The organism is Kitasatospora sp. Ki12 (assembly GCF_054601375.1).
In genome coordinates, this window is record NZ_BAAIHT010000002.1 from 1,217,186 (window position 1) to 1,243,517 (window position 26,332).

Genomic DNA, 26,332 nt, shown 5'->3' on the forward strand with positions numbered 1-26,332 from the left:
TTCACCGTCGGGGGAAACACCTGATCCGGACCTTCCGGCGCGAGTGACGCCCGGTCAACTATGGTCGTCGCGGCCCGCCCCACCGGGGGCGGTCCTCCAACCGACGAGACGGGGAAACTGTGCGCATCGGAATCATCGGCACGGGCATGGTCGGGCAGACGCTGGGGAGCAAGCTGGTCTCGCTCGGCCACCAGGTGACGCTGGGATCCCGCGAGAAGGGCAACGAGAAGGGCCTGGCCTGGGCCGCGCAGGCCGGCCCCGACGCCCAGGCCGGGACCTTCGCCGAGGCTGCCGCCTTCGGCGAGGTGGTGCTGAACGCCACCGGCGGGACGGTCGCCCTGGCCGCGCTGCGGGCGGCCGGGGCCGAGCACCTCGCGGGCAAGCTGCTGATCGACGTCTCCAACCCGTTGGTCTTCGGTCCGGAAGGCCAGGTCAGCCTCGACCCGGTGAACACCGACAGCGTCGGCGAGCGCATCCAGCGCGAGTTCCCGGAGGCCCGGGTGGTCAAGGCCCTCAACACCATCAACTGCGAGCTGATGGTGGAGCCGGGCCGGCTGTCCGGCGAGCACAACCTCTTCATCGCCGGCGACGACGCGGCGGCCAAGGCGGAGGCCGTCGCGCTGCTCGGCGGCTTCGGCTGGCCGGCCGAGTGGATCATCGACCTCGGGGACATCTCGGCCGCCCGGGCGACGGAGATGATGATGCCGCTCTGGCTCCGGATGATGCGGCACTTCGGCGACGCCGACTTCAACTACTCGTTCCGGCGCCCCGCGTAACGCACCGGGCCGCCCCCTCGGTGCGCCGAGGGGGCGGCCCGCGTCCACCGCGGGTCGCACGGGGCGGCGTACGGGGACCGGGTGGACCGGGGCCCCGGGCGGCGGTGGCCGCACCGCGGTGGGGGAGAATGGACCGCATGTCCCGACCTCGTTCCGAGCCCCGCGCCGCCGCGCCCCGGCTGCTGCCCTCCTCCCCCTGCCCGTGCGGCCTGCCCGCCGCCTACGGGGACTGCTGCGGCCGACTGCACCGCGGCCAGGCCGCCGCCACCACCGCCGAGTCGCTGATGCGCTCCCGGTTCAGCGCCTTCGCCGCGCAGGACGAGGCGTACCTGCTGCGCACCTGGCACCCGGACACCCGGCCCGCCGAGGTCGACTTCGACCCGGCGCTGCGCTGGACCCGGCTGGAGGTGGTCTCCACGACCGAGGGCGGCGCGTTCCACGCGGAGGGCACAGTCGCCTTCCGCGCGCACTGGACCGAGGGCACGGAGCAGGGCGTACTCGCCGAGCACAGCCGCTTCGTGCGGTACGAGGGCGCCTGGGTGTACCTCGACGCCCTCTCGCTCGGCTGAGCCGCCCCGCCCGGGGAACTACAGGTAGTCGTCCAGGCGGCCCAGGGTGAACCCGGCCGCGGTGACGTCGTTGACGACCTTGCGCAGCAGGTCCGGCATGGTCGCCTTCCAGATGTCGGTGCCCCGGAAGTGGGTCAGGATGATGTCGCCCGGGTGCAGCTGCCGGTCGTCGTAGCGCCACTCCATGTGGTCCGGGAAGGCCTCCTCGTTCCACAGCGGCACGGCCTGCACGCCGCAGGAGGCCGCCGCGCGCAGCGTCTCGTCGTTGTACTCGCCGTACGGCGGCCGGAACAGCCGGGGGCGGACGCCGATCTGCTGCTCCAGCTGGTCCTGCTGGTCGCAGATCTCCCGGCGCTGGGTCTCGTAGTCCAGGACCTTCAGGTTGCGGTGGTTGATCGTGTGGTTGTTGATCTCCACGCCCTGGGCGTGCATGTCGCGGAAGTAGCCGTAGTTCTCGCGGGCCAGGTAGTCGGAGACGAAGGCGCTGAACGGGATGCCCAGCTCCTCGGCCATCCTGGTGAACGCCGGGTCCTTCTCGGCGCCGTCGTCGACGGTCAGGAAGACCACCTTGTCGTCGGTCGGCACCCGGTAGACCACCGGCGGGCGGCCGTCCGCGAGCTTGACGCCCTGGACCGGGGTGAGCCGGGCCCTGGTCGCCGGGCGCGGCAGGGCCTTCAGCGGCGGGCGCTCCAGGCCCCAGCGCTGCGCGGTCTCCAGGGCGGTCCGGACGGCGGTCTCCTGGCGGGCGACCGCCTCGCTGCTGGCCTCCTCCTCCTGGCGGGCCAGACCGGGCAGCAGCGGCGGGGCCGCCGGCACGCGGGCCGCGCCGCGGTCCGCGGCCTCGACGGGCCCGCCGGGAGCCGCGGCCGCCTTGGGGGCGGGTGCCGCGTCCGTCCTGGCCGGCTCCGTCCTGGCCGGGGCCGCCCCGGGCGCGGCGGGGCCGGCCGGACCGGCGCAGCCGGCGAGGACGGCGGAGAGGCAGACGGTGGCCAGCAGGCCGTTCCGCACACCGCCCCGACGCTTCTGACTCCCCCTCAAACCCCCATTAATCTGACAATCTGATGGTCTGTCCATAGCTGCACTGCTCCCCCGCCGTGCACCCCCTCCAATCCCCCCATCACCCGCGCGGGGCAACGGCGCGCCGGGGGCCTTGCCGTTCCTTTGCCGTCGGGAGCCGTCGGGAGCCGTCGGAAGCCGTCCGGAGCCGTCGGGAGCCGTCCGCCCGGGGACCGATGACGACGGCGAGGGCTCCGAAAACCGGTTGCGACGGCCCGGCCGGAAGTGGATCATGCCCGCATGACCGACACCGCGCCTCGCCGTACCGACCTCTGGGCCGTCTCTCCGGCCGACGTGACCACACCCGAGGCCCTGGAGCTGCTGCGCGAGTACTACTACGACGTGGCCAACCGCTACTACCGCCTCCACCTCGGGCGGGAGGGCACCCCGGAGGAGCTGGAGTCCGGCCTGGCCGACTCCCCCAGCGACGACCTCACCGCGCCGGACGGCCTGTTCCTGATCGGCCGCCACGACGGCACCGCCCACTCCTGCGCCGGCCTGCGGCGGCTCGACGCCACCACCGTCGAGCTGACCCGGGTCTACGTCCGCCCCGGCCTGCGCGGCACCGGCGGCGGCGCCCGGCTGCTCGCCGCCGTCGCCGAGGCCGCCCGCTCCCTCGGCGCCGAGCGGATCGTCCTCGACACCCGGCTCGACCTCGTCGAGGCCCGGGCGCTCTACCTCCGCCACGGCTACCAGGAGATCCCCGCCTACAGCAACGGCCCGTACGCCCAGGTCTGGTACGGCAAGGAGCTCACCGCGCCCGCCCGCCCGGCGAGTTGAGCGGCAGCGACGACCCGGCGGCCCTGGACGTGATCGCCGCGACGGTCCGGGTCTGCACCGCGTCGGAGTAGGGCTACCGGCCGTCCGTCAGGGCGGCCTCCAGCTCGGCCGCCGAGGGCGGGTTGGCGCCCGGGCGGGAGACGGTAAGGGCGGCGGCCGTCACCGCGTGGGAGAGGCAGGTCGTGAGGTCGGCGGCGGTCGCGCGGGTGTGCAGGAGGGCGGCCATGAAGGAGTCCCCGGCGCCCACGGTGTCCGCCACCGCGACCGGGACGGCCGCCGCCCCGACCCGCTCACCCTCCGCGCTGCGGGCGAACGCGCCCCCGGCGCCGAGGGTCACCGCGACCACGGCGGGGCCGAGGGCCAGCCAGCGCTCGGCGACCGCGTCCGGGCGCTCGCCCGGGTACAGCCAGGCCAGGTCCTCGTCGCTCGCCTTGACCAGGTCGCTCAGGGCCACGCAGCGCTCGACCCGCCGGACGGCCTCGGCCCGCTCCCCCATCAGCGCGGGGCGCACATTGGGGTCGTAGCTGATCTCCGCCCGGCCGCGCCACCGCTCCACCAGCGCCAGCACCGCCGCGGCGCCCGGCTCGGTGACCGCGCCGATCGAGCCGATGTGGACCGCGGTGGGCGCCTCCGCGAGCTCGGCCGCCGCCACCGCGGTGGACGGCAGCGTCCAGCCGATGTCGAAGGCGTACTCGGCCCGCCCCTGCCCGTCCAGCCGGACCACGGCCGTGGGCGTCCGCTCGACCTCGGCGGCCCGTACCCGCACGCCCGCCGACTCCAGGTGCGCCCGGATCAGCCGGCCGTCGGCGTCCGGTCCGAGCTCGGTGAGCAGCGTGGCCCGGCGGCCCAGCCTGGCCAGGCCGTACGCGACGTTCGCGGGGCTGCCACCGGGGTGCACCCGGTCCGGGGCGCCATCCGTACGGACGATGTCGGCCACGCACTCGCCGATCACCAGTACGTGCGAAGCTGGGCTGGTCACGGCGGCTCCTGGCATCCGGTGGGGCGTCGGCTGGGCCGCCAGCCTACGGGGTGCGTCCGGGTGGGGCGCCAGGGCATGGAAGTACGGCCGCCGGACCTGGCCAGGTCTCCGGCGGCCGTGGCCCCGTCCGTCAGGGGACGAAGCACTTCCGACGTTAGACCGTGCCCGGGGGCCGCGCCATCACCGTGGGCCGTCCGGGGGACGACGGAGTGTCGCCCGCTCCCTGTTCGCCGTTCCCCCTTGATCTCCGAATCGCGCCCGGCGGCGCCCGGCGGTCCACTAGCATCCGTGCGCGGTCTTCCTGTCCCGGCGGCTCCCGCACCCGCTCCCCGCTGCTGAAATGCGGTGATCGCCCTTGCCCAGGCCCCGTACCGGTCTCCTCCTGTCGCTCGCGTTCAGCGCGGTGCTGCTGTCCGCGAGCGTTCCGACGGCCGGCGCCGTCGACGGGCTGGGCGATCCGGTCTTCCCCACGCTCGGGAACACGGGGTACCGGGCGCTCGCCTACGACCTGGCCTTCGACTACCGGGCCGACAGCCGCACGGTGGACGCCACCGCCGTGATCCCCGCCCGGCCCGACCGCACCCTCGCCCACCTGGACCTGGACGCGCTCGGACTGTCCGTGCGCGCCGTCCGGGTCGACGGCCGCCCGGCCGGCTTCGCCACCCACGACGAGAAGCTGACCGTCACCCCGGCCAGGCCGTTCCGCCAGGGCGTCACCACCGAGGTGACGGTCGAGTACACCGCCGATCCGCGGGCCGCGCTGCCGCACACGGGCTGGGTCCCCACCCCGGACGGCTTCGCGGTGGCCGGCCAGCCCAGGAGCGCGCACACCGTGTTCCCGTGCAACGACCACCCCGGCGACAAGGCGCGGTTCACCATCGCGGTGACCGCCCCGGACGGCCTGCTGGGCGTCGCCGGCGGCGAGTTGGCGCGGACCGAGCGGCACGGCGACGGCCGCACCACCCGCCGGTACGTCTCCGCCGAACCGATGGCCACCGAGGTGGTGCAGGTCTCGGTCGGCGACTACACCGTCCGCGAGCGCACCGGACCGCACGGGCTGACGCTGCGCGACGTCGTGCCGACCGCCCGCGCCGCCGAGCTGGAACCCGCGCTGGACCTCACCGCCGACCAACTCACCTGGGCCGAGGCGCACCTGGGGCGCTTCCCGTTCCGGACCTACGGCCTCATGCCGGCCAACACCGACGACCCCGCCGCGTTCGCGTTCACCGGCCTGGAGACCCAGACCCTGACCCTCTACAAGCCGAACTTCCTGCGCCAGCCGGAGGCGGCGATCGGCTCGCACATGATGCACGAACTGGTGCACTCCTGGTTCGGCGACAGCGTCTCCCCCGCCCGCTGGTCCGACCTCTGGCTGAACGAGGGTCACGCCGACTACTACGGCCTGCTCTACCGCTACGAGCGCGGCTGGCCGGACAGCGCGGGCCACACCACCCTGGTCGACCGGATGCGCCAGGTCTACGGCCTCGGCGACCAGTGGCGCCACGACTCCGGGCCGGTCGCCGCCCCGGACGCCGCCGACCTCTTCGACAGCCAGCGCTACACCGGCGGGACACTGGTGCTGTTCGCGCTGCGCGAGAAGGTCGGCGCCGACACCTTCGACCGGATCGAACGCACCTTCCTGAGCCGCTTCCAGTACGGCAACGCGAGCACCGAGGACTACGTGCGCACCGCCTCCGAGGTGTCCGGGCAGGACCTGGGCGGGTTCCTCCACGACTGGCTGTACGGGCTGCGCACACCTCCGATGCCTGGGCACCCGGACTGGACGGTGGCGCCCGTCGGCGCGGGAGCCGCTCCGGGCGAGGCCCGGGCGGCGGACGGGACGGGGGTGGCCCGGGGCTCCGGAACGCTCTGACGGCGCGACCGGGGCGGCTGTCGCACGCCCCGGCGCACCGGTGTGCGTCCGGCCGCGGCGTGCGCGCCCTGACCGGCAGGGGCTGGTGGGGCCATGGTGGTTCCCACGGCCCGCCCGCCGTCCGGCCTGAGTCCCGGCCGGCGCGCGGGCCGTCCAGCTCTCGGCCGCCCGGCTGCCCACCGCCCGGTCGCCGTCCGCCCGTCCGCGTCGGCCCGAGCCCGATTGTCAGTGGCCGCTGCTAGCGTTCCCCACACGATCGAGGAACGGTCGTGGAGCGAACGGGGGCTGTCCATGGGTGTCGAGCTGAGGGAGTTCGGGGTCGGGGTCTACGACCGCTGGACGGCGCTGTGGAACGGCGAGTTGGAGCTGGCCGAGAAGATCATGGCGCCCGACTTCACCCTGCGGTACACGCAGGCGGGGTCGGAGGTGTTCGACGAGGTGCGGACGCCGGCGGGGCTGGCCGAGGTGATCCGGCAGTGGCACGCCAAGCGGTCGGAGCTGCGGTTCGCGGCCGAGGGCGTCGCGGTGGTCGACCTGGAGTCGGTCGACGGGGTGGTGTCGGGTCTGGTGGCCCGGCCGTACCTGGCGAGTTTCTCCGACGGCGAGGGTGGCGTGGTGGCGCGCAGCGGGACGGACACCCTGCGGATCGAGGACGGGCTGATAACCGAGGTGTGGTCGGTCTCCTCCGGCTCCGCCGGGCGGACCTTCTACCGCGCCTGACGCACCGTCTGCGCGTGCGTGCCGGAGGTGCGCGACGGGGGGTGTGCGGGGCGGCACGCGCGCGCCGTTCCCGTAACCCTTCCGGCGCAGCGTCGTTGGACCGGCCATGAAGAAGCGCAGCATGCTCGCCGTCGCCTCGCTCGCCGTGGGTGTCGTGGCCTCCCTCACCGCGCCCAGTGCGCACGCCAGCGCCGTGGGCGGCCAGGAGGGACTGCCCGGGCCGCTGAGCAGCGCGCCCGACGTGGTGCCGGGCCAGGTCGGCGACGCGGGCGGGGTCGTCGGCCAGGCCACGGGCTACGTGACCGGCTCGGCGGACGGGCTGGTCGGGGTCACCCCCGCCTAGTCCCGTCCGCTCCGCTCCGTTCCGGTGCTGTCCGCTCCGGGCGGGCTGTTCAGGACATCGGCGCTCCGAGGTCCTGGGTCCAGTAGGGGGTGCCGGCCTGGCTGGTCGCGAGGCCGACGCCGATGTCCTTGAAGCCGCAGTCGAGCATGTTCGACTGGTGGATGCCGCCGTCCATCCAGCGGGTGAAGACGGCGGCCGGGGTGGTCGGGCCCCGGTCGAGGTTCTCGCCCCACTGGGACCAGCGGTAGCCGGCGGCGGTGATCCGGGCGTCGGTGCGGACACCGTCCGGGTTGACGTGGTCGAAGAAGCCGCGGGTGGCCATGTCGTCCGCGTGCTTCTGGGCGGCGCTGTGCAGCCTGGGGTCGATCCGCAGCGGGGCGCAACCGGCCTTGGCGCGTTCGGCGTTGACCAGGTCCACCAGCTGGCGCTCGGGGTTGGGCGCCGGCGGGGCGCTGATGGTCCGGGTCGCGGTCGGTGTGGCGGTGGGCGTCGGGGTCTGGGTCGGGGTCTCCGTGGGCGTCGGGGTGGGCACCGGCGAGGGGACGACGGCCACGGGTGCGGCCGCGACCGTCGGGGTGTCCCGGGCGGCGACCGGGGCGGTCGTCTCCGGCACGACCACCTGCGGCGGCTCGCCGTGCTGCGGCCAGACCAGCGCGAGGGTGGTCACGGCCACCGCGGCGGCCGCGCCGCTCACCAGGACGGCCTTGCGGGCTGCGGTGCCGGCCCAGCCCCCGTGTGCTCCCGCACCGGCGTGCGCGCCCGCTCCCGTGCCGGAGCCGGCTCCCGTACCCGAACCGAGTCCGGCACCCGAGCCGGCTCCGGCCGCGGCGCTCTGGGCAGCGGTCTGGGCGGCCACGGTGGCGGCGGTGTGCTGGAAGTGGAGCAGGAGGGGCGAGCCGAGCGGGATCGGCACCAGCACGAGGCCGGCCAGCAGGGCCTCGGCGGGGTAGAGGTCGCGGCCGAGGCCGTCGCAGCCGGCACAGCTGCGGATGTGGCGGGCGATCCGCTTGCGCCAGACCGAGTTCGGGGTGCCGTCGAAGCCGGCGGTGAGTTCGGTCAGGTCGGGGCAGCGCGGGTAGGCGCCGAGCGCGCGGACGACGACGCGGCCGGCTTCGAGCTGCTTCTTCATCCGCTGGACGCGGACGGCGGTGTGCGCCGTGCTCAGGTCGAGGGCCTCGGCGAGCTCGGCGCGGGTGAGGTCGCCCGCGGCCTCCAGCCACCACAGCGAGAGCAGTTCGCGGTCGTCCGGATCGAGCCAGCGGGTCGCCTCGGCGACCTCGCGGCGCTGGCCGGAGAGGCCGAGCCGCAGGATGGTGAGGTCGGTGAAGTCGGCCCTGGGGTCGGCGACCTCCCAGGTCTCGTCCAGTCCGCCGACGGCCTGCTGCTGGCCGGCCGCGTGGCGGCGACGGATCTGGTTCATGGTGATGGCGACCAGCCAGGACCGGAAGGACTCCGGGTCGCGGAGCCCGTCCAGTCCGTCGAGGGCGCGGATCATGGTCTCCTGCGCGACGTCGTCCACGTCGGCGTGGCCGCCGAGAGCGCGGCCGGCCACGTTGTAGACGAGCGGCAGCCAGGTGGCGACCAGCGCCTCCTGGGCCTGCCGGTCGCCGGCCTGCGCCGCGAGCACCAGGGTGCTCCCGGTCCTGTTCTGCACATCAGCGTTCATGGTCCGCACTCCGAATTGCCGTGTTTCCGTCCGCCGCTGCCTCCTCGGAGACCTGTGGGGAGTGATCAGATAACAACAATGTGCGCGGAATCGGAAAATCGGACCGCCCCGGGGCCCGGAACGGGGCCACGGGTCAGGTCACGGGTCAGGCCGGGCGGGCGGGTCGGGGGTACGTGGAAGCGGGTCGGGCCGGTTGCCGGGCCGGGCTCGGTCAGGCCGGGGCGGCGAACACCTGGGTCCACCACGGGCCGCCCGACCCGGTCCGCACACCCACCCCGAGCTGCTTGAACGAGCAGTTCAGGATGTTGGCGCGGTGACCGGGGCTGTTCATCCAGGCGTCCATCACGGCGGCCGGGTCCTTCTGCCCGCGGGCGATGTTCTCGCCCCAGGTGCTCCAGCGGTAGCCGGTCGCCTCGATCCGGTGGTCGGCGTGGTAGCCCTCGGGGCTCGCGTGGTCGAAGTAGTTGCGGTCGGCCATGTCGTCACTGTGCGACTGGGCCGCGGTGGCCAGCCTGGGCTCGGCGGCGACCGGCCCGCAGCCGGCCTTGGCGCGCTCGGCGTTGACCAGGTCCACGACCGCCTGGGCGTCGGAGGGAGCCGCGCCACCGCCCACCGGGGCGGTGGCGGTGCGCCGGGCGGTGGTCGGCGCGGCGGCCGCCGTCCTGGACGCGCTCGCGGTCGCCTTGGCGGCGGAGGCCGAGGCGGTGGGGGTCGGGGTCGGGGTGGCGGTGGCCGAGGCCGTTGGGGTGGCCGGGGCGGTGGCGGTGGGCGTGGCCAGGGCGCTCGGGGTGGCGGCCGGGTCGGTCGTGCTCGGCCCGGCCGACGGCACCGCCGCGCCCAGGTCCGCGCCCCCGGCGCCGGGGACCTGGATGCCCTCGTGGGTGCCGATCTCGGCGGCGATCAGCGCGTCGGCGGCCATCGCCTGGCCCATGGTGTCCCGGTCGGTCTGCTTGCCGCCGTACGCCGCGTAGCCGGCGCCGGCCAGCGCGGCGATCAGCCCCGTCCCGGCGACCGCCGCGACGACGGCGGTGACCGGCACGAACCCGCCGCGCCGCCCCCGACGGCCCCGCCCGGCGTGCCGGTCGGCGGCCCGCCGCGCGGCCCGGCCACCGGCCCGGCCACCCGTGCCGCCGTCGTCACCGGTCGCCGGGAGGATGGTCGTCCTGTCGTCGCTGTTCACGTCGTCACACTTTCTGCTCCGGGGCCGGCTGTCGGGTGCCGACACCTGGGAGACCTCCCGGCGGCGCGCCGATAACAGAAAGTCCGAACGAATGTCCGGCGGGACGGTCACGGCCTCAGCGCACCGCGGTGTCCGGGGCCATGTCGTAGGTGAGGAACGGGGTCCGGGTGGCGACCTGGTCGTACTTGGCGCGGGCCCGGTAGTTGGTCTCGGAGGTGATCCAGCGGACGGTGACCCAGCCGCGCTCGGCGGCGATCTCCCGCAGCCGGGCCAGCAGCAGGTCCACCGCCCCGCCGCCGCGCACCTCCGGCGCGACGAAGAGATCGTCCAGGAAGCATCCGACGGCTCCGTGCAGCGGCCGGGCGAACGGCCGGTAGTGGACGAGGCCGACCGGCCGCCCCTCGCCGTCCCGGACCAGCAGCCCGTCCAGCTCGTGGGCCGGATCCCGGAGCCAGGACCACACCAGCTCCGCCTTCTCGTCCGGGCACGGCACCCGGTAGAAGTCGCAGTACCCGCGGAAGAGTTCACGCCAGGCGGCGAACTCGTCGGCCTCGGGCGCGCCGACGCTCCAGCGGTCGGCGGGGGTGCTGCTCATCTCGGTCTCCTCGGGGTCACGGCGTTTCGCGGCCCCCAGCATGACGCCCCGTCGCCCCGCCACCGATCTCCACCCCGGCCAAGACCGCCGGCCCCGCGCTCCACTCCGGCACGTGGCATCCGGGCGGTGCCGGAGCGGTCCCCAGGGGGTGGGCCACCCGCCGTCAGTCCGGGGGCACCCCGGCGGAGCCGAGGACGACGGGGATTGATGGGGATCGACGGCGATGCGCCTGGCCACCCGGGAACGCCGGGCTTGGGCTCGGCGCTGGCTCGACGGCCTCGCGAAGCCGTCAGACGGCGACTGCCTCAACGGGCTCCCGGGATTCCGGGCGGTCCGGAGCAGCGGCCGGAGCGGCGGCCTGGGCGGCGGCACGCAGCGCCGCCTCGACCCGGCGGTTGTTGGTCATGGTCGACGTGACGGCGGTCATGGTGAGGAGGAGGCCGGCGGCGGTGTAGAGCGGGGTGCGCACGTCGAAGGCGGTGGCCAGCCAGCCGCCGAGGAAGGCGCCGAACGGGGCGGCGCACATGCTCAGCATGCGGGAGGTGGAGGCGACCCGGCCCATCAGGTGGGCGGGGACGATCGACTGTCGGAGGGAGGGGGCCAGCACCATCGTGGCGCCCATGCCCGCTCCGCAGACGGCGAGCGCGAGGCCGGCGACGTACGGGTTCGGGGCGGCGGCGAGGCCCAGGATGGCGAACCCCTCGACCGCGGCCGTACAGGTGAGCGCGGCGCCGGTGCCGAGCCGTCGGCCGAGGAAGGAGGCGATGCCCGCGCCGAGCAGGCCTCCGGCGGCCTCCGCCGTGAGGAGCAGGCCGAAGCCGAAGGTGTCGGTGCCGAGACGGTCGTGCGCGAAGAGGGCGAGTACGGTCTCCACGCCGAGGAAGGCGATGTTCCCGACCGCCGGACGTAGTGCGAGCCCGAGCAGCAGCCGGTCCCGGAACACGTACGAGGCGCCGGCCCGCGCCTGCCGCAGCAGCGACTCACCGGCCTGCGGTACGGGCCGGGGCGCGGCGGGCAGCGACCGTACGAGCAGTGCGGAGAGCGCGAACGAGACCGCGTCGGCGAGCAGCGGGACCGCCCGCCCGAGCGCGAGCAGGGCGCTGCCCGCGGGCGGCCCGGCGAAGCCGGACGCGGCGGTCTGGGTGCCGCGCAGACGGGAGTTGGCGCGCTCCAGGAGCGCGGGGTCGCGGCCGAGCAGATCCGGCAGGTAGGCCGTGGCGGCCGTGTCGAAGAAGAGCCCGCCGAGGCCGAGCAGGAAGGCGACGGCGGCGAGCAGTGGAATGCTCAGCACGTCGAGCGCGGCCGCCGCCGCCGGTATCGCGAGCAGCACCGCGCGGGCCGCGTCCGCGATCCACATCGTGCGCCGGCGGTCCCAGCGGTCCACCAGCGCACCGCCGAGCACGCCGAAGAGCAGCCACGGCAGTGTTCCGGTGGCCGTGACGACGGCGAGCGCCATCGGATCCCGCGTCAAGGTCAGCGCGAGCAGCGGCAGCGCGGCGTGCATCACCCCGTCACCGAGCGAGGACACCGTCTGCGCGGTCCACAGCCGTCCGAATCCGGTCGGCAGCTTCTGTGTCTCCGAGGTCACTTGGCTTCCCCCTCGGCCTGCTCGCGGGTCGCCGGGTGGAACAGTGCGAAGACGAGTGACGCGTCCGGGAGCGACGGGTCGGACAGCTCCCGGTACTCGTCCGCCAGGGCCTGCAGCCGCGCCCCCAGCTCCGCGAACTGCTCCTCGGTGAGCCGCAGGTGCGCCATCCGTACGTGCCGCTCGCCGTCCGCCGGCGATGCCTCCAGGTCCGCCACCGCGTGCCGCATCAGCACGTCCGGCCCTCCCTCGCCCGGGGCCGGCAGCACGATCGACCGGGCGGCCATCGCGTAGTACCGCTCGGTGACCCCCCGGACCTTGCGCGTCCGCACCACCTTCACCAGCCCGGCCCGTTCGAGCAGCCGTACGTGGTAGCTGGAACTCCCCTTCGCGAGGCCCACTCGCTCGGCGATCTGGGTGATCGTCGCGGGCTCGAAGCGGAGCACGGCCATGATCCGGTGGCGCGTGAGGTTGGAGACGGCGCGTAGTTGCTCGTCCGTGGTGACGTGGAACGTCTCGGGAAGATCATCGGTAGGCATGGCTCCAATGGTCAACACTTCTTGACCATTGCGCAAGGGGGTTTTCCCGGTTTTCCGGAATCGGCTGCCCGGAATCCGCTGCCCGGGCGACGGCCCGCGGGGGCGGGGATGCTGGGTGGAGGAGGTGGTGGTGTGTCCGGATTGCTGCGGTTGGCGGAGGTGTCGCGGGCGGTGGCCGCGGAGCCGGGGCGGCGGGCGAAGACGGGACTGCTGGCGGGCTGTCTGCGGGAGTTGGGCCCGGCGGAGGCACCGGCCGCGGTGGCGCTGCTGTCCGGGGAGTCGCAGCGGCTGCGGACGGGGGTGGGGCCGGCGGCGCTGCGGGGCCTGCCGGGGCCGGCCGGGGAGGCTTCGCTCGGGGTGCGGGAGGTGGAGCGGGAGCTGGAGCGGATCGCGGGCGTGCACGGCGCCGGGTCGCAGACCGAGCGGCGGCGGTTGCTGCACGGGCTGTTCGCGCGGGCGACCGGGGTGGAGCAGGGGTTCCTGCGGGCGGTGCTGGTCGGAGACCTGCGGCAGGGGGCGCTGGACGCGGTGGTCGGGGACGCGGTCGCGCAGGCGGCCGAGGTGCCGGCGACGGCGGTGCGGCGGGCGCTGATGTTCCGGGGTTCGGCCCGGGCGGTCGCGGAGGCGGCGCTGACCGGCGGAGCGCCGGCGCTGGCGGAGTTCCGGCTGGAGGTGGGGCGGGCGGTGCGGCCGATGCTGGCCGCCTCCGCACCGGACGTCGCCTCCGCGCTGGAGCGCACCGGCCCGGCCGCGATCGAGTGGAAGCTGGACGGGATCCGGGTGCAGGTGCACCGGGACGGCGGGGAGGTCGCGGTGTTCACCCGCAGCCTGGACGACATCACCGCGCGCGTCCCCGAGGTGGTGGAGGCCGCGCTGGCGCTGCCGCTGCGCTCGGCGGTGCTGGACGGCGAGGCGATCGCACTCGGCCCGGACGGGCGGCCGCGCCCGTTCCAGGAGACCGCCGCGCGCGCCGCGGCCCGGCGGGATCCGGAACGGCTGCGTGCCGAAGTCCCGCTCAGCGTCCACTTCTTCGACCTGCTGCACCGGGACGGCGCGGACCTGGTGGACCGGCCCGGCCGGGAGCGCTGGGCGGCGCTGGCCGGGGCGGCGCCGCCGGAGCTGCGGGTGGCCCGCACCGAGACCGGGGACCGCGAGCGGGCGCTGACCTTCTTCCGCGACACCCTGGCCCTGGGCCACGAGGGCGTGCTGGTCAAGGACCCGGCGGCCCCGTACGCGGCCGGACGGCGCGGCGCCGGCTGGATCAAGGTGAAGCCCCGGCACACCCTCGACCTGGTGGTGCTGGCCGCCGAATGGGGCAGCGGACGGCGGATCGGGTTCCTCAGCAACCTGCACCTGGGCGCCCGGGCGGCGGACGAACCGGGGCTCGGCCCCTGGGTGATGCTCGGCAAGACCTTCAAAGGCCTCACCGACGAGACGCTCGCCTGGCAGACCGCCGAACTGCTGGCCCGGGAGACCGAGCGGGACGCCTGGACGGTACGGGTGCGCCCGGAGCTGGTGGTGGAGATCGCCTTCGACGGCCTGCAGCGCAGCCCCCGCTACCCGGCCGGCCTCGCCCTGCGGTTCGCCCGGGTGGTGCGCTACCGGCCGGACAAGGGCGCCGCCGAGGCCGACACCGTCACGACCGTCCGGGAGATCGCCGCCGCCGAAGGCCTGTCCCCCTGAGCTCGCCGCCAGACCCGAGGGCGGACTCCGACGAATCTGATGGAGATTCAAACCTGTTGTGCCCCACGGATGTTGCGACAGGGGCCGAATCGGCCATTCTCGGCGATCCGGCCACCGCACCCTCCGTGGACGGAGGAGCGGCGGGTTAGGTTGGCAATGACAACGAGAGGCGGCCGCCGGGCAGCCGGCGGCGCACTGGCGAGAGGTGCCCGACCATGCGGGTGAACATCGACCGGGACCGCTGCTGCAGCTCCGGGATGTGCGTCATGAACGTTCCCGAGGTGTTCGACCAGGACGACCAGGACAGTCTGGTGAGACTCCGTCAGACCACCTTCCGGCCCGAGCAGTTCGACGATCTACGACTGGCCTCCCAGCTCTGCCCGGGCGGCGCGATCACCGTCACCGAGGACGAGTCCTCCGGGCCCACCGGCTGACGCGGAGGAGCACCACCACGTACCACCACGTACCACCCGAACCGCCGTGACGGCACGCCAGTCACCCCACCCCCCACCGGAGCACACCGCCACGCGAGGAGACCCCGCCTTGACGAGCACACCGACCACCCCCGCCGTCCGGCTGCCGGCCCCGCACTCCGCCGGCTGCCCCTTCAACCCGCCGCCCGCGTACACCGAGGCGGCCGCCACCGGCCCGCTCACCCGCGCCGACCTGCCCGGCGGCGAGTCCTGCTGGCTGGCCACCGGCTACGCCGAGGTCCGTACCGTGCTGTCCGACCGCCGGTTCAGCGCGGACCTGCGCCACCCGAACTTCCCCTTCCTGGTCGCCGGCGCCCGGGAGCTCGTCACCGACAACCCGGCCTTCCTGCGGCTGGACGACCCCGAGCACGCCCGGCTGCGCCGGATGGTCACCGGGGACTTCCTGGTCAAGCGGGTCGAGGCGATGCGCCCGGCCGTCCAGCGGATCGTGGACGAGGCGCTGGACGGGATGACCGCCGGCCGTACGGAGGCGGACCTGGTGGCCGACTTCGCGCTGCCCGTCCCCTCCCTGGTGATCTGCCTGCTGCTCGGCGTCCCGTACGAGGACCGCGAGTTCTTCCAGGACGTCAGCCGGACGCTGCTCAACAGCACCAGCACCGTGGAGCGGCTCCGGGAGGCCCAGGACGAGCTGCTGGACTACCTGCGGGGCCTGGCGGCCCGCAAGCGGGAGCGGCCGGAGGACGACATCCTCAGCCGGCTCGCCACGCGCGACGACCTGACCCCGGACGAAGCCGCCGCCACCGGCCTCCTGCTGCTGATCGCCGGGCACGAGACCACCGCGAACATGATCTCGCTGTCCACGGCGCTGCTGCTGGACCGGCCGGAGCAGGTCGCCAGGCTGGCCGACCCGGCCGCGCTGCCCGGCGCGGTGGAGGAGCTGCTGCGGCTGCTCACCATCGTGCACACCGGGGTGCCCCGGGTGGCGCTGGAGGACGTGGAGCTGGGCGGCACCACGGTCAGGGCCGGGGAGGGCGTGATCGCGATGCTCTCCACCGCCAACCGGGACGAGACGGTGTTCGGCGGCGCCGACCGGCCGTCCACCGACGAGCTGGACCTGGACCGGGACGCCCGCCGGCACGTGGCCTTCGGCTTCGGCGTGCACCAGTGCCTCGGCCAGCCGCTGGCCCGCGCCGAGCTGCAGATCGCCCTGGCCACCCTGTTCGGGCGGCTGCCCGGCCTGCGGCCGGCCGTCCCCCGCGCGGAGCTGGCGTTCCGGACGGACTCGTTCATCTACGGGATGCGGTCACTGCCCGTGACCTGGTGACCCCGCCCGGTCGGGGCCGGGCGGCGGAAGGCGGCGATCCGGTCACCCGGCTGGCCCCGGCGCCGGGGCGGGGGCAGGCTGGAGGGGCAGAGAGACACCCGGCCCAGCCGTGCCGCCGAACCGGCGCGCCCGGACCGGCCGAGGAGACGGAGCCCGCGATGACCGACATGAGCGAACGGTTCGAGGTGAGCACCGACCAGGACGAGGACGTTCGCGCCGCGGATCCCGAGGAGGGCATCACCTCGATGCAGAACCTGCACGCGCAGGACACCTCCCAGGCGGAGGGCGACGCGATGCTGGACGAATCCGACCGACTCGACTGACCGTCCGCCGTACCGACTCGACCGCCCGGTCCCACCGGGCGGTCGCCGCGACCGCAGGTGTCGCTGCCCGGGTGGCGACGCACCGGCGGGGGAGGATAGGCGCATGACCGAACACGACCAAGGCAATCGGCAGGCCCGGCCGCCAACGGACCCGCGCGCGTCGTGGGCGACCTGGACCACCCAGTCGATCATCAGCGGCCCCGGCGGGGTGACCACCGCCGAGGTCGGCCCGATCTCCGGTGACCTCACCGTGCACACCACCTGGGTGGACGGCGAAGCGCGGCTGACCGTGCAGTACACCGGTGCGCTGGACTGGTACACGGTGTCCGGCAGCCCGGTCCCCGCGGCCGACGAGATCACCGCGCGGGCGATCCACCAGGCGATGGTGAACGGCGTCAAGGCGGGCCGGGGCGCGGCCGCCCCGCCGCCGCTCACGACGTAGCCGGCCACACCCGGTGGGCGGGGGTCTACTCCGTCGAATCCGAACCCGAAGCCGAGCCCGAACCCGAACCCGACCCTGAATCCGCATCCGAATCCGGCAGCGTCGAACCCGACCCCGGGACCGTCGAACCCGGCACCACCGGCCCGGCCGCGGCCCAGTAGGCGCGGTCGGCCGGCGGCCGGGCGCGCAGGTCCGCCCGGACCTCGTCGGCCAGCCGTCGGGTGTCCCGGCGGTTCATCGTGGCGCCGATGCCCGCGCCGACCAGCAATGGGGTCAGCGACGGCAGGTGGCGCAGCGTGCTGCGGGTGAGCCGGCGGCGCACCTGCTGGCGCACCTCGGCGCCGATCGCCAGCGCGGCGAACCCGGCCGGCCGCACCAGCAGCGTCGCGTCGATCCCGCGGCGGTTGGCCCAGGCACCGAGGTAGGCGCCGGCCCGCTGGGTCACGCTGCCCTGCGCGGGGACGCCGTAGACCTCGTGCAGCTCGGCGATCAGCTTGATCTCCACGGCCGCGACCGCCAGCGTCTCGGCGGCGATCTCGGCCGGCATCGCGGGCGGCACCGGCATCATCGCCGCCGCGCCGACGCCCGCGCCGAGCGCGCCGGAGGCCCGGACGGCGCCGGTGACCAGGAGGTCGGCCAGCTGCTCCGGGGAGGCCGCGCCCGGGTGCTGTGCCCGCAGGGTCGCGAGGTCGCGCACCGGGATCCGTGGCGCGGCCCGCACCAGCTGCTCGGTGAGGGCCTTGCCGCCGTACGCGGCGCCCCGGGCGGCGGCCTTCCCGCCGTTGCCCAGCAGCCGGGCGGCGTGCACCACCACGGCCCGGCCGCGGCCGCGCTGCCTCGCCGCGTACTCGGCCACCGGCCCCTTGCCGACGGGCTGCTCGGACTCCTCGACCAGGTCGGCGAGCTGCTCGCCCAGGTCCGCCTCGGGGACGGGCCCGGGGCGCTTCGGTCTGCGGAAGACTGCCATGGGGATCACGTACCCCCGCGGCCCGGGGGCTACGCGGTGCCCCCCGCCGACCCGGTGACCTCGACCCGACCCGGTGACGTCGACCGACGGCTCAGGCGACGTCGACCGGCGACTCGGTGACGTCGACCCCGCGCCAGAACGCCACCCGGCCGCGCACGTGCTCGGCCCCGGGCATCGGGTCGGGGTAGAACCAGGCGGCGTCGGGGTTGCTCCGCCCGTCCACCTCCAGGGTGTAGTAGCCGGCGGTGCCCTTCCAGCCGCACACCGTGGTGGTGCCGGAGGGCCGCAGGTACTCGGCGCGGACGGATTCGGCCGGGAAGTAGTGGTTGCCCTCGACGACGACGGTGTCCGCGCTCTCGGCGATCACGACGCCCTGCCAACTCGCTGTGGTCATGCGGTGATTGTGCCCGATGGACGATCACCGTGGCCATGGGTGCGGGAGGACCGCGGTCAGGGCAGCGGGTGGGCGTGGACCGGCAGGTGCGGGGTCTGGTGGCCGCCGCTGGCCAGCATCCGGACCTCACCGGAGTCGCTGATCTCGGCCCGGACGATGCCGCTCTCGTCCTCGTACACCGGGTGGCCGCCCGGGCCGGTCGCACTGGTGCGGGTGACCACGACGACGTCCTGCGGGGCCTGGGTGCCGGGGGTGCCCGGGAAGGTGAGGGCGTAACGCTTTTCGGGGTTCATCGGCAGTTCCTGTTCCCTCTCGCCGTCACCCGGCGGCCTCGGCGGCCCGGGCGTGCGAGCCACGGACCTCCAGGTCGGCGAGCAGCCGGGCGGTGGCCTCGGCGACCGCGTCCACGGCCCGGTCGAAGGCCTCCCGGTTGTGCGCGGCCGGGGCGCGGAAGCCGGAGACCTTGCGGACGTACTGCAGCGCCGCGGCGCGGAAGTCGTCCTCGTCGGCGTCGGGCGTGACGGGCGGTCGCAGCGTCTTGATGTTGCGGCACATGCACCCAGTCTCGCGCGCGCGGGCCGTCCCGGCGACCCCCTTTCGTCACATTCGCCTCATGGGGGCGACATCCGGGCAGATTAGGATTCCGGACGAACGAATTCATCCGCCGCGCGCTCCCCCGGTCGCCGCCATCACCCCGGAGTCACCCCCTTGCCTCTCGCGCTGCTCGCGCTGGCCGTCACCGCGTTCGCCATCGGAACCACCGAATTCGCCGCCATGGGGCTGCTCCCCCAGGTCGCCGACGGGCTCCACGTCTCCATCCCGCAGGCGGGCTGGCTGATCTCGGCGTACGCGCTGGGAGTCGTGATCGGCGCGCCGCTGCTCACCGCACTGGCCGCCGGACGGCCGCGCAAGGCGGTGCTGGTGGCGCTGGCCGGACTGTTCACCGTCGGCAACCTGCTGTGCGCACTGGCCCCGGACTTCTGGACGCTGGCCGCCGCCCGGCTGATCACCGGGCTGCCGCACGGCGCCTTCTTCGGCGCGGGCGCGGTGGCCGCGGCCGAACTGGCCGCGCCGAATCGGCGGGCCCGGGCGGTGGCCGTGATGTTCTCCGGGCTGACCGTCTCCAACATCGTCGGCGTCCCCGCCGCCACCCTGCTCGGCCAGCACCTGGGCTGGCGGGCGACCATGCTGGTGGTGGTGGTGATCGCGGCCGCCGGGACACTCGCCATCGCCAGGCTGGTGCCCGCCCTGCCCTCCCCCGCCCAGTCCGGGCTGAGGCACGAACTGCGGGCCTTCCGCAGCGGGCAGCTGTGGCTGGCGCTGGCCACCGTGGTGGTCGGCTGCGGCGGCTTCTTCGCCTGCTACAGCTACATCGCGCCGCTGCTCACCGAGGTCTCCGGGTACGCGACCGGCTCGGTGACACTGGTGCTGGCGCTGTTCGGGGTCGGGATGACGATCGGCAACGTGCTCGGCGGTTTCGCCGCCGACCGGGCGCTGCGACCGACCGTCTGCGCGGCCTTCGTGCTGCTCGCCGCCACCCTGGCGCTGTTCGCGGTGACCGCGCACGCCCGGTGGTCGGCCGCCCTGACGGTGCTGCTGGTCGGACTGTTCGGCTTCGCGATCGTGCCGCCGGTGCAGACCCTGGTGATGCAGAAGGCGCGCAGCGCGCCGACGCTCGCCTCCGCCACGGTGCAGGGCGCCTTCAACCTCGCCAACGCCCAGGGCGCCTACCTCGGCGGGCTGGCCCTGGACGCCGGGCTCGGCTGGACCTCCCCGACGCTGGTGGGCTCGGGCCTGGCCGCCTCGGGCGCGCTGGTCGCGGTACTCGCCTGGGCACTCGACCGGCGCCGGCCCGCCCCGGCGGCGGTGGAACCGGCTGTGGTGGTACCTGCCGAGGCGGAACCGGCTGTGGTGGCACCAGCCGAGGCGGAGGCGGCACCGGCGGCGGCCGCGATGACGACCGCCTAGCTCTCCGAGAGGCCGGCGGACGGCTGGATCTCCCGGTGGGCGTCGGCCAGCAGCAGGTAGCCCTCGCCGTTGAGCTTGATGCCCGCGCGCTCCTCCTCGCTGAGTTCGCGACGGACCTTCGCCGGGACGCCCGCGACCAGCGAGCCGGGCGGGACGACCATGCCCTGCGGGACGACCGCGCCGGCCGCGACCAGCGAGCCGGTGCCGATCCGGGCGCCGTTCAGCACGGTGGCGTTCATCCCCACCAGCACGTCGTCCTCCACCGTGCAGCCGTGCAGCACAGCGTTGTGGCCGACCGAGATCCGCTCGCCGACCACCAGCGGGAAGCCGGGATCGGCGTGCAGGGTGCAGTTGTCCTGGATGTTGCTGCCCGCGCCGACGGTGATCGACTCGGCGTCGCCGCGCAGCACCGCGCCGTACCAGAGGCTGGCGCCGGCGGCGACGGTCACGTCCCCGACCACGACGGCGTTCGGCGCCACGAAGGCACCGGGGTCGACGGCGGGCACCCGGCCCCCGACTGCGGCGATCAGCGGCTCTGCCATGTCTCGTCCTCCTGGCGACGGTGGGCCGTGGTGTCGCCGGTCAGCGTAGGGGGTCGGTCACTGGGCCGTGCGGGCGAGGCCGGTCGCGGGGGCGGTGGTGGCCGACTGCGGACCGCACAGTGCGGTCGTGGTCACCTTGTTCCAGGCGGCGTCGGCGGTGTCCTGGTCCGGGATGTCGTAGATGGTGGTGCTCGCCGCGAACCGGCGCTTGCCGTCCGCCGAGCTCAGCATCATCGTGACGTAGCTGGGGAAGCCTCCGGCGTCGCCCCAGAAGGTGCCGCAGGGGGTGTCCAGCCGCTGCAGGCCGAGGCCGTAGGTGCGGCCCTCGCCGTGCGTGGTGGTCTGCTGCATGGCGGCGAGTTCGGCCGGGCGCAGCAGGCGGCCGTCGAACAGGGCCTTGAGGAAGGCGGTCAGGTCGGCGGTGGTGGAGACGCCGGCGCCGGAGGATCCCGCCATCGTGGGGTTGAGCAGGGTGACGGCGGTCGGGCCGGTGGTCGGGGCGGCGGTCATGCCGGCGTCCCTGGTCTGGGTCGCGGAGTGGTCAACCGGCTTGTGATCAGCGGCTTCTGACACCCTCCCAGGCGTTGGAGCGGCCGTCGTCGCGCCGGGGGGCGGAGTCGACCCGGAACGAACCCCGAACGGACCCGGAGCCGTACCCCGAGACGGCTCGGGGTACGGCTCCGGGTTCCGCGACGACGACAACTGCGACAGCAGCGTGCGGCTACGGTGCGGGCGGAGCGGTCAGGCGACCGGGGCGTGCTTGCGCAGCACCTCGACGAAGGCCCGCAGCCAGGCCGGGTGGTCGGGCCAGGCGCGGGCCGAGACGACCACGCCGTCCACCACCGCCTCGCCCTCGACGAACTCGGCGCCGGCGGCCTTGATGTCCGGGGCCAGCGCCGGGTAGGCGGAGGTGCGGCGGCCGTCCAGGACACCGGCGGCGGCGGTGATCAGCGGGCCGTGGCAGATCTGGGCGACCGGCTTGTCCCCGGCGAAGAAGTGCTGCGCGATCCGCTGCACGTCGGGGTCGTTGCGCAGGTACTCGGGGGCGCGGCCGCCGGGGATGACCAGGGCCACGTAGTCGGCCGGGTCGACGTCGGCGAGGGCGATGTCGGCGGGCCAGGTGTAGCCGGGCTTCTCGGTGTAGGTGTCGTAGCCCTCGACGAAGTCGTGCACCACGAACTGCAGCCGCTTCTTGGTCGGGGCCGCGATGTCGACCTGGTAGCCCTCCTCGCGCAGCCGCTGGTACGGGTAGAACACCTCCAGCGACTCGGCGGCGTCCCCGGTGACGAGCAGGATCTTCGGTGCCATCGTCGGCATCCCTCCACATGATCGAACGTCAGGTCCGGTACGGGCTCCGGGCGGTGGCGGCCGGCTGGGCCCGGTCCAACCTCCCGTACCCGTCGCACCGTTGGCAACAGGGCGCACCGGGCGCACGGCGGCGCATACGGACCGGTGCGCGCCGGTTGCGAGGAGTGCGCGCCGGGTGGCCGCCCGGCTGCCGCGCCCGGGGCCGCGCGTCCTAGACTCCTGCTGCCCACGACCGACCTTCTCCCGGAGGAGCCCATGCCGGACCGCACCACCTACCTCGTCCTCCCCGGCTACCAGAATTCGGGCCCCGAGCACTGGCAGACCCGCTGGGAGACCGCCGAGCCGGAGTCCTTCCGCCGGGTCCAGCAGGCCGACTGGGACCACCCGGACCGGACGGACTGGGTGGCCCGGGTGGACGCGGCGGTGGCGGCGGCCGCCGCCGAGGGCCCGGTGGTGCTGGTCGCCCACAGCCTGGGCTGCGTCACCGCGGCCCGCTGGGTGGCCACCGCGCCCGCAGACCGGACCGCCGCCGTCCGCGGCGCGCTGCTGGTCGCCCCGGCCGACGTGGACACCGCGGAGGTGCCCGAGCTGGTGGGCTTCCGGCCGGTGGCGCTGGAGCCGTTCCCGTTCCCGACCGTGGTGGTCTCCTCCACCGACGACCCGTGGGTCTCCCCCGCGCGGGCCCGCGCCCTCGCCGCGGCCTGGGGCTCCCGCTACGTCGAGCCGGGCGCGTACGGGCACCTCAACTCCGACTCCGGGCTGGGCGACTGGCCGGAGGGCCGCACACTGCTCGCCGAGCTGTGACACCGTGAACGGGGGGACGATGAACAAGAGGATGGACAGGCGCACGTCCCGGACCAGGCGCGTCCTGGTCCGGCTGCTGGCGGCCGGCGGGCTGGCCGCCGTCCTGCTGTACACCGAGGGGCAGTGGGAGAGCCGCTCGGGCGGCCGGATGGTGGTCGCCGACCTGCTCAACCGGCCGGAACTGCTGCTCGGCGGGGCGCTGGCCGCGCTGATCGCGGCCGCCTGGCTGTGGGACCTGCGCGCCGCCGCCCTGCGGCAGGCCACCCGGGCGGTCACGGTCACCGCCGGCGTGGTCTTCCTGCTCGGTGTGCTGGCCGCGCACAAGGTGTCGGCGGCCGAGACCCGCAGCCGGGAGGCCGCCCCGGCCGGGGCGGAGCGGGCGCTGGTGGTGGTGCACCGCTCGTACGCCACCGGGCCCGCGCCGGGCGAGCACTGGCAGGTGTTCCTGGAGTCCGGCGAGGGCTGGGAGGCGCGGCGCTGGGCGCTGGCCGACATCGGCGGCGGCCCGGACGACGCCCGACTGGTGGAGGCGAGCTGGACCGGGCGGGAGCAGATCACCGTGGTGACCGACTCCTACCGGCGGGTGTTCAACCTCGACCTGGACAGCGGCGAGCCGGTCGAGGCGCGGTAGCCCCGAACCGCGCGGGGGCCGGTTCAGCCCAGCCCGAGGGCGTGGGCGGCGAGCGCCAGCAGCGCGGCGTTGCCGGCCGCGCCCAGGGCGGTCGCGGAGAGGAAGCGGGCGGTCGAGCCGTCCGGGAACGGGTTGAGGGTCATCGCGATCAGGAAGCCCGGCATCGTCCAGACCACCGCGATCCACTGCCGCACCGCGGTACCGGCGCCCCCGGTGTCGGCAGCGGCAGCGGCACCGGCACCGGCGCGCAGCTCGTACGCGGCGGCGAGGCCGATCGCCAGGGAGCCGGCCAGGTAGCCGGTCGAGGGGCAGAGGACGGCGGGGACGCCGAGGATGCTGTGCGGCATGGCGCCATCGTCCGCCGGAACGCCGCGGCCCCGCATGAGTACGGGTACTCATGCGGGGCCGCTCCGGCCGGGTGCGGCCGGGTCCGGCTACTGGTCCTCGGGGTCCGCCGGGGTGGACGGCGCGGACCGGCCGGTGGGGTTGCCACCGCGCGGCTTGCCCGGACTGCCGGTGCTGGGGGCGCCGGTGCAGGTGGCCGAGCTCGGCGAGCCGCTGGAGGTGGCGCAGCCGGGGTCGCGCTTGGGCGGGTCCGGGATGTAGACGGTGGTGAACTCCTTGTCCGGCATGCCCCGGACCGCGTCGCTCATCGCCTTCTGCCAGATCGGCCCCGGGCCGGTCGCGCCGAACACCTCGGCCTGGTACTTGCCGCCGATCCGGATGTTGCGCATCGGCACCTTGGTGCCCGGGCTGCCCAGCCAGACCGAGCCGGCCAGGTTGCCGGTGTAGCCGGTGAACCAGGCGGACTTCTTCTCGTCCGTGGTGCCGGTCTTGCCCGCGATCTGGCGGCCGTCGTCCAGGCCGAGGTCCCGCGCGGTGCCGCCCTTCTCGGTGACCCCCAGCAGCACGCTGTTGATCACGTCGGCGGTGTCCTCGGACATCACCTGGCCGCACCGGGCCGGCGGCACCGGCACGTCCTTGCCGTCCACGGTGGTGATCCGGTTGATCGCCATCGGCGCGCAGTAGCTGCCCCGGGCGGCGAAGGTCGCGTACACGTTGGCCATGGTCAGCGGGGAGACCTCCTGGGTGCCGAGGCCGAGCGCGGGCACCTCCTGGAGCGGCGAGCCGTCGGCCTTGCCGGCCACGCCCAGCTTGTTGGCCATCTGCTTGACCGCGCAGAGGCCGATCTCCTGCTCCATCTGCACGAAGTAGGTGTTGACCGAGAGCGCCATGGCCTGCTTGAGCTCGTACGGGCCCTTCTCGGACTCGGACTCGTTGGGGATCGTCCCCTCCTTCTTGCCCTTGCTGAGGTTCTTCCAGGTGCCGTCGCAGGTCTTCATGGTCGGCCAGTCCATGCGGTTCGGGGAGTCGTACCGCTGGGTGGACGAGAGGCCGGCCTCCAGGGCGGCGGCGGCCACGATCGGCTTGAAGTTGGAGCCGGGCTGGAAGCCGATGCCGCCGCCCATCGCCGCGTCCACGTTGTAGTTGACGACGGTCTCGTTCTTCTCCTTCTCCAGGCCGTACGGGCGGGTCTGCGCCATCGAGAGGATCTTGCCGCTGCCGGGCTCGACCATCGTCATCGCGGCCGAGACCGGGTCGGTGACGAACACCTTGGTGGAGACGGCGTTCTGGGCGGCGGCCTGCTTGTCCGGGTCCAGCGTGGTGTAGATGTTCAGGCCGCCGGTGTCCCACAGCTTCTTGCGCTCGGCCGAGCTCTTGCCGAACACCGGGTCCTGCTTGACCACGTGGCGCACGTAGTCGCAGAAGAAGCCCATGCCCGCCTTGGCGGTGATGCAGCCGTTCTGCGGGTCCTTGTAGGTGAGGCCCAGCGGGGCGGCCTTCGCCTCCCTGGCCTGGTCCGCGGTGACGTGCTTGTTCTCCACCATCTTGTCGATGACGGTGTCGCGGCGCTTCTGGGCGGCCACCGGGTGCAGCTTCGGGTCGTACTGGGACGGGTTCTGCACCAGCCCGGCGAGCATCGCCGCCTCGGGCAGGCTCAGGTCCTTGGCGTCCTTGCTGAAGTAGCGCTGGGCGGCGGCCTGGATGCCGTACGCCTGGTGGCCGTAGAAGGTGATGTTGAGGTAGTTGGTGAGGATCTGCTCCTTGGTCAGGTCCTCCTCCAGCTTGATGGCGTACCGGAGTTCCTGGATCTTGCGGCCGAGCGTCTTGCGCTGCGCCTCCAGGACGGCCGCCGGGTCGTCGCCGGCCTTCTCCACGTTGACGTTCTTCACGTACTGCTGGGTCAGGGTGGAGGCGCCCTGGACGGTGGCGCCGCTCTCGGCGTTCTTGGTGACGGCCCGCAGGACGCCCTTGAGGTCCACCGCGCCGTGCTCGTAGAAGCGGGCGTCCTCGATGTCCACCTGCGCCTGGCGCATCAGCGGGGACATCTGGTCGGCGGTCAGGACGGTGCGGTCGCGCTCGTACACCTTGGCTATCAGGCCGCCGTTGGCGTCGAAGATCTGGGTGGCCTGGGTGAGCGGCGGGGTCTTGAAGTCGTCGGGGATGCTCTCGAAGCCCTCGGCGCCGCTCTTCGCCCCGAGTCCCACCGCGCCGGCCGCCGGGAGGATCAGGCCCGCCAGCAGGACACCGCCGAGGACGCTGGCGCCGAGGAACGTGGCCGCGTGGCGCAGGATTCCGAGCGGGGTCTGCCGGCGCCTCGGGCGCGGCACCCAGGTGTCGCCCGGGTCCTGGTGGGGTATCCGACGTGGGGTCTTCGGTGACATAGCTCGAACATTAAGGCCGTGAACACACCTCGCGGGCAGGGTGTCGGCGAAGGATTGTCACAAAATCGCGACAGATTCGACTCATACACGAGGGTCGAACGGACGTGCACGGAGGGGCAAGGGTC

The 26,332-nt window shown here is 74.4% G+C and carries 30 protein-coding genes; 14 read left to right on the forward strand and 16 right to left on the reverse strand.

Features of this window, described 5'->3' with window-relative positions:
• Positions 1 to 119 precede the first annotated feature (119 nt).
• Positions 120 to 776 carry an NADPH-dependent F420 reductase gene (locus ACYP53_RS22990; protein WP_459648780.1) on the forward strand — a complete coding sequence of 219 codons (657 nt, stop codon included), beginning with the start codon at positions 120 to 122 and terminating at the stop codon, positions 774 to 776.
• Positions 777 to 904: 128 nt separating this feature from the next.
• Positions 905 to 1,345 (forward strand): YchJ family protein, encoded by a 441-nt coding sequence (locus tag ACYP53_RS22995; RefSeq protein WP_189918792.1) that lies wholly within the window; start codon positions 905 to 907, stop codon positions 1,343 to 1,345.
• Positions 1,346 to 1,363: 18 nt separating this feature from the next.
• On the opposite strand, the gene ACYP53_RS23000 is transcribed toward ACYP53_RS22995, so the two are convergent.
• Positions 1,364 to 2,353, reverse strand: coding sequence for a polysaccharide deacetylase family protein (locus tag ACYP53_RS23000; protein ID WP_229928775.1), 990 nt, complete (start codon positions 2,351 to 2,353; stop codon positions 1,364 to 1,366).
• A 288-nt stretch (positions 2,354 to 2,641) separates the two neighbouring features.
• On the opposite strand from ACYP53_RS23000, the gene ACYP53_RS23005 reads away from it, so the two are divergent.
• Positions 2,642 to 3,181 carry a GNAT family N-acetyltransferase gene (locus ACYP53_RS23005; protein WP_459648781.1) on the forward strand — a complete coding sequence of 180 codons (540 nt, stop codon included), beginning with the start codon at positions 2,642 to 2,644 and terminating at the stop codon, positions 3,179 to 3,181.
• A 73-nt stretch (positions 3,182 to 3,254) separates the two neighbouring features.
• Here the strand turns inward: ACYP53_RS23005 and ACYP53_RS23010 are convergent, their stop codons facing one another.
• Positions 3,255 to 4,160 (reverse strand): carbohydrate kinase family protein, encoded by a 906-nt coding sequence (locus ACYP53_RS23010; protein WP_459648782.1) that lies wholly within the window; start codon positions 4,158 to 4,160, stop codon positions 3,255 to 3,257.
• A 403-nt stretch (positions 4,161 to 4,563) separates the two neighbouring features.
• Here ACYP53_RS23010 and ACYP53_RS23015 point away from each other — a divergent pair, with 403 nt between their 5' ends.
• The 3 genes from ACYP53_RS23015 (at position 4,564) to ACYP53_RS23025 (ending at position 7,096) form a co-directional block, all read left to right on the forward strand.
• On the forward strand, positions 4,564 to 6,033 hold the full coding sequence (locus ACYP53_RS23015) for a M1 family metallopeptidase (RefSeq protein ID WP_459649813.1): 1,470 nt from the start codon (positions 4,564 to 4,566) through the stop codon (positions 6,031 to 6,033).
• A gap of 291 nt (positions 6,034 to 6,324) precedes the next feature.
• On the forward strand, positions 6,325 to 6,753 hold the full coding sequence (locus tag ACYP53_RS23020; protein ID WP_189918802.1) for a nuclear transport factor 2 family protein: 429 nt from the start codon (positions 6,325 to 6,327) through the stop codon (positions 6,751 to 6,753).
• A 106-nt stretch (positions 6,754 to 6,859) separates the two neighbouring features.
• Complete coding sequence (locus ACYP53_RS23025; RefSeq protein ID WP_189918804.1) at positions 6,860 to 7,096, forward strand: hypothetical protein; 237 nt, start codon at positions 6,860 to 6,862, stop codon at positions 7,094 to 7,096.
• Between the two features lie 49 nt (positions 7,097 to 7,145).
• On the opposite strand, the gene ACYP53_RS23030 is transcribed toward ACYP53_RS23025, so the two are convergent.
• The 5 genes from ACYP53_RS23030 to ACYP53_RS23050 form a co-directional block, all read right to left on the reverse strand.
• A complete protein-coding gene (locus ACYP53_RS23030) occupies positions 7,146 to 8,762 on the reverse strand; it encodes a sigma-70 family RNA polymerase sigma factor (RefSeq protein WP_459648783.1) in 1,617 nt (538 codons plus the stop codon).
• A gap of 211 nt (positions 8,763 to 8,973) precedes the next feature.
• On the reverse strand, positions 8,974 to 9,942 hold the full coding sequence (locus tag ACYP53_RS23035; RefSeq protein WP_459648784.1) for a CAP domain-containing protein: 969 nt from the start codon (positions 9,940 to 9,942) through the stop codon (positions 8,974 to 8,976).
• A gap of 115 nt (positions 9,943 to 10,057) precedes the next feature.
• The gene (locus tag ACYP53_RS23040; protein ID WP_459648785.1) at positions 10,058 to 10,537 is read right to left on the reverse strand and encodes an N-acetyltransferase family protein; all 480 of its coding nucleotides are present in this window, start codon (positions 10,535 to 10,537) and stop codon (positions 10,058 to 10,060) included.
• Positions 10,538 to 10,826: 289 nt separating this feature from the next.
• The gene (locus tag ACYP53_RS23045) at positions 10,827 to 12,125 is read right to left on the reverse strand and encodes an MFS transporter (RefSeq protein ID WP_459648786.1); all 1,299 of its coding nucleotides are present in this window, start codon (positions 12,123 to 12,125) and stop codon (positions 10,827 to 10,829) included.
• Positions 12,122 to 12,661: an ArsR/SmtB family transcription factor gene (locus tag ACYP53_RS23050; protein ID WP_189918811.1), complete on the reverse strand. Its 540-nt coding sequence runs from the start codon at positions 12,659 to 12,661 to the stop codon at positions 12,122 to 12,124. The genes ACYP53_RS23045 and ACYP53_RS23050 overlap by 4 nt, the downstream gene beginning before the upstream one ends.
• A 132-nt stretch (positions 12,662 to 12,793) precedes the next feature.
• Between ACYP53_RS23050 and ACYP53_RS23055 the strand changes: the two genes are divergently transcribed.
• The 5 genes from ACYP53_RS23055 (at position 12,794) to ACYP53_RS23075 (ending at position 16,867) form a co-directional block, all read left to right on the forward strand.
• On the forward strand, positions 12,794 to 14,344 hold the full coding sequence (locus tag ACYP53_RS23055; protein WP_308437591.1) for an ATP-dependent DNA ligase: 1,551 nt from the start codon (positions 12,794 to 12,796) through the stop codon (positions 14,342 to 14,344).
• Between the two features lie 215 nt (positions 14,345 to 14,559).
• A complete protein-coding gene (locus tag ACYP53_RS23060) occupies positions 14,560 to 14,778 on the forward strand; it encodes a ferredoxin (RefSeq protein WP_189918815.1) in 219 nt (72 codons plus the stop codon).
• A 109-nt stretch (positions 14,779 to 14,887) separates the two neighbouring features.
• Positions 14,888 to 16,102: a cytochrome P450 gene (locus ACYP53_RS23065; protein ID WP_459648787.1), complete on the forward strand. Its 1,215-nt coding sequence runs from the start codon at positions 14,888 to 14,890 to the stop codon at positions 16,100 to 16,102.
• A gap of 158 nt (positions 16,103 to 16,260) precedes the next feature.
• Positions 16,261 to 16,425: a hypothetical protein gene (locus ACYP53_RS23070; protein WP_189918820.1), complete on the forward strand. Its 165-nt coding sequence runs from the start codon at positions 16,261 to 16,263 to the stop codon at positions 16,423 to 16,425.
• Positions 16,426 to 16,528: 103 nt separating this feature from the next.
• On the forward strand, positions 16,529 to 16,867 hold the full coding sequence (locus tag ACYP53_RS23075) for a hypothetical protein (RefSeq protein ID WP_189918822.1): 339 nt from the start codon (positions 16,529 to 16,531) through the stop codon (positions 16,865 to 16,867).
• A gap of 25 nt (positions 16,868 to 16,892) precedes the next feature.
• On the opposite strand, the gene ACYP53_RS23080 is transcribed toward ACYP53_RS23075, so the two are convergent.
• From ACYP53_RS23080 to ACYP53_RS23095, 4 genes are all read right to left on the reverse strand, one after another.
• Complete coding sequence (locus tag ACYP53_RS23080; RefSeq protein ID WP_459648788.1) at positions 16,893 to 17,834, reverse strand: hypothetical protein; 942 nt, start codon at positions 17,832 to 17,834, stop codon at positions 16,893 to 16,895.
• 91 nt (positions 17,835 to 17,925) lie between these two features.
• On the reverse strand, positions 17,926 to 18,228 hold the full coding sequence (locus ACYP53_RS23085; RefSeq protein WP_189918826.1) for a DUF427 domain-containing protein: 303 nt from the start codon (positions 18,226 to 18,228) through the stop codon (positions 17,926 to 17,928).
• A gap of 56 nt (positions 18,229 to 18,284) precedes the next feature.
• Positions 18,285 to 18,521 carry a DUF6296 family protein gene (locus tag ACYP53_RS23090; RefSeq protein ID WP_189918828.1) on the reverse strand — a complete coding sequence of 79 codons (237 nt, stop codon included), beginning with the start codon at positions 18,519 to 18,521 and terminating at the stop codon, positions 18,285 to 18,287.
• Positions 18,522 to 18,546: 25 nt separating this feature from the next.
• Positions 18,547 to 18,783 (reverse strand): DUF2277 domain-containing protein, encoded by a 237-nt coding sequence (locus ACYP53_RS23095; protein WP_189918830.1) that lies wholly within the window; start codon positions 18,781 to 18,783, stop codon positions 18,547 to 18,549.
• Positions 18,784 to 18,936: 153 nt separating this feature from the next.
• Between ACYP53_RS23095 and ACYP53_RS23100 the strand changes: the two genes are divergently transcribed.
• The gene (locus ACYP53_RS23100) at positions 18,937 to 20,196 is read left to right on the forward strand and encodes an MFS transporter (RefSeq protein WP_459648789.1); all 1,260 of its coding nucleotides are present in this window, start codon (positions 18,937 to 18,939) and stop codon (positions 20,194 to 20,196) included.
• On the opposite strand, the gene ACYP53_RS23105 is transcribed toward ACYP53_RS23100, so the two are convergent.
• From ACYP53_RS23105 to ACYP53_RS23115, 3 genes are all read right to left on the reverse strand, one after another.
• Positions 20,193 to 20,738 carry a gamma carbonic anhydrase family protein gene (locus ACYP53_RS23105; protein ID WP_189918834.1) on the reverse strand — a complete coding sequence of 182 codons (546 nt, stop codon included), beginning with the start codon at positions 20,736 to 20,738 and terminating at the stop codon, positions 20,193 to 20,195. The two genes, ACYP53_RS23100 and ACYP53_RS23105, sit on opposite strands and share 4 nt — an antisense overlap.
• A gap of 57 nt (positions 20,739 to 20,795) precedes the next feature.
• Positions 20,796 to 21,311 (reverse strand): serine hydrolase, encoded by a 516-nt coding sequence (locus tag ACYP53_RS23110; RefSeq protein ID WP_459648790.1) that lies wholly within the window; start codon positions 21,309 to 21,311, stop codon positions 20,796 to 20,798.
• Positions 21,312 to 21,479: 168 nt separating this feature from the next.
• Positions 21,480 to 22,046, reverse strand: coding sequence for a DJ-1/PfpI family protein (locus ACYP53_RS23115; RefSeq protein WP_189918836.1), 567 nt, complete (start codon positions 22,044 to 22,046; stop codon positions 21,480 to 21,482).
• Between the two features lie 255 nt (positions 22,047 to 22,301).
• Here ACYP53_RS23115 and ACYP53_RS23120 point away from each other — a divergent pair, with 255 nt between their 5' ends.
• A complete protein-coding gene (locus tag ACYP53_RS23120) occupies positions 22,302 to 22,850 on the forward strand; it encodes an RBBP9/YdeN family alpha/beta hydrolase (RefSeq protein ID WP_459648791.1) in 549 nt (182 codons plus the stop codon).
• 31 nt (positions 22,851 to 22,881) lie between these two features.
• Positions 22,882 to 23,481: a hypothetical protein gene (locus tag ACYP53_RS23125; RefSeq protein WP_189918840.1), complete on the forward strand. Its 600-nt coding sequence runs from the start codon at positions 22,882 to 22,884 to the stop codon at positions 23,479 to 23,481.
• A 23-nt stretch (positions 23,482 to 23,504) separates the two neighbouring features.
• On the opposite strand, the gene ACYP53_RS23130 is transcribed toward ACYP53_RS23125, so the two are convergent.
• Positions 23,505 to 23,828 carry a hypothetical protein gene (locus tag ACYP53_RS23130; RefSeq protein ID WP_459648792.1) on the reverse strand — a complete coding sequence of 108 codons (324 nt, stop codon included), beginning with the start codon at positions 23,826 to 23,828 and terminating at the stop codon, positions 23,505 to 23,507.
• An 87-nt stretch (positions 23,829 to 23,915) separates the two neighbouring features.
• Entirely contained in the window at positions 23,916 to 26,207 is a 2,292-nt protein-coding gene (locus ACYP53_RS23135) for a transglycosylase domain-containing protein (RefSeq protein ID WP_459648793.1), read from the reverse strand.
• Positions 26,208 to 26,332 lie beyond the last annotated feature (125 nt).